The sequence below is a fragment of the Capnocytophaga sp. oral taxon 332 str. F0381 genome, assembly GCF_000318275.2.
Taxonomy (GTDB): Bacteria; Bacteroidota; Bacteroidia; order Flavobacteriales; family Flavobacteriaceae; genus Capnocytophaga; species Capnocytophaga bilenii.
The window spans coordinates 1-1665 of sequence record NZ_KB291245.1; the positions used below are offsets into that span (position 1 = coordinate 1).

The following is a 1665-nucleotide window of genomic DNA, read 5'->3' on the forward strand; positions in this document are numbered from 1 at the left end:
TCCTTCTTTATATCTCCCATACATAGCTACTATATCATCATCCTGATTAGAACGATGTAGATACTGATGTCTTAATTTGTGCAAATCGTCTTTTGATAGATGAACCTTTATAGAATTGATTCCATCATTTTCCTTTGCATATTTTAATATTTGCTCTTGTATTCTATATAAAAACTCATCTTTTCCATCAATTTTGTCATTATCTGGTTTTCCTACAACTACTACTTGCATAATTACTTTTTTTATAGTTAATCTTTTCCCCAAATTGATTTTAAACTGCATTTCTCTAACGGAAACTCTTCGCCTTTGCAGCGTACAAAAACATCATACGTTCTATACATAAACTTAGGTTTAAATACTATCTCAAAAGGCTCTTCAGGATACTTCTTGCTTATTTTTTCAAACAATGTCATCATTTCTGTGTCATCAAATTCAAATTCAGCTCCATATTGTAAGGTCATAATATCCAATTGGTAAGGAATAGCCATTTCTCGATATTCTTTACAGAGTTCAGGATTATAGTCTATCCAAAATGCTTCTCCATTATAATGGCGTGAATGCATCCCTTTTAGATAATCACCTTCTTCTTTATAGGAATCCAACACATAACGATATTTGTATTTTTTACGATATTTATCCCATAATCCATAAGGAGGGGGTAGCTTTGGTTTGCCATTAAATATCATATAATCGTAATTGTAATCAAAAAAGGCTTCTTGCGTTTCCTTTGGGTCATAATTATATCCCAACCTTTCTGAAAACTTATTCTTATCCACAAACACTTCCTCAGCTTGTAACCTGCAAATCTCTACTCTATTGAATTTTCCTGATAACCATACTACAATAACCCCACCAGGTGCTGCACCTACAGTGATTTTTTTATAAGTACTATGCGCATAATTACCTTGGTCATCTTCCTCATCCCATAATGTATAACCCTCTTGGAAATATTTCAGCATCTTATCTCTCGGTAGGTCAGCGTCTACTTTATAAAACTTCTTTTCTATCAATGAAAGATAAACATATTCGATATGAGAGGGAACAATATTCCCACCTTGTGCTCCTTCACTGCCATCATATTGCCAAGAGTTATACTCAACCCCAGAGCGTGGCATTGCTGCAATTATTTCACCTTTTTCATCCATAAAAAGTCCATAGTAAGCCTCTATGCCATAACCTTTTGGGGCACTTGCCGTAGTGGCATACGAAAACTCTTTTTTATTTGTCATAGCTGTTGTTACATTGTTATCATAATCTTGACAAGAACTCAATGTTACTGTGCTAAAAACAGTTATTGTGATTATTTTTTTAAGAAACTTCATAACATTCAAATTTTATAATGTATCTGAACAGATATTGTAAGTACGTGAAAAATCTTTGCGAACTTGGTATTTTGTATGTCCACATTTACGGCAACAATACCCTTTTTCCCATTTTAAAGAAGCTAGATATTCTTCGCAATCTAAGTCTGTTTTAAAGCGTTCAGTAAATTCCATATCGCGCATCTTTACCTCTTTGCCGTCCACAAGGATGGTTTTGGTGATGTCAAGGGTGGTATTAACCAGCGCGTGGCGAAAGAGGGCAATACCATCGTAAAGGCGGCTTTGAGACTTGACTATAAGTTTTTATTTGTGTTAGGATATACGGACTTATTCATTGAAAAAA

At 34.2% G+C, this 1665-nt stretch carries 2 protein-coding genes and 1 pseudogene; all 3 read right to left on the reverse strand.

Annotated elements, in window-relative coordinates:
• A partial coding sequence (locus HMPREF9075_RS00005; protein ID WP_157049183.1) for a hypothetical protein occupies window positions 1–231 on the reverse strand: 231 nt, incomplete at its 3' end.
• Window positions 232–248: 17 nt separating this feature from the next.
• The gene (locus HMPREF9075_RS00010) at window positions 249–1322 is read right to left on the reverse strand and encodes a DUF2931 family protein (RefSeq protein ID WP_009414521.1); all 1074 of its coding nucleotides are present in this window, start codon (window positions 1320–1322) and stop codon (window positions 249–251) included.
• An 18-nt stretch (window positions 1323–1340) separates the two neighbouring features.
• Window positions 1341–1505 (reverse strand): annotated as a pseudogene (locus tag HMPREF9075_RS00015) (IS1595 family transposase); the annotation flags it as partial.
• Window positions 1506–1665: the final 160 nt, after the last annotated feature.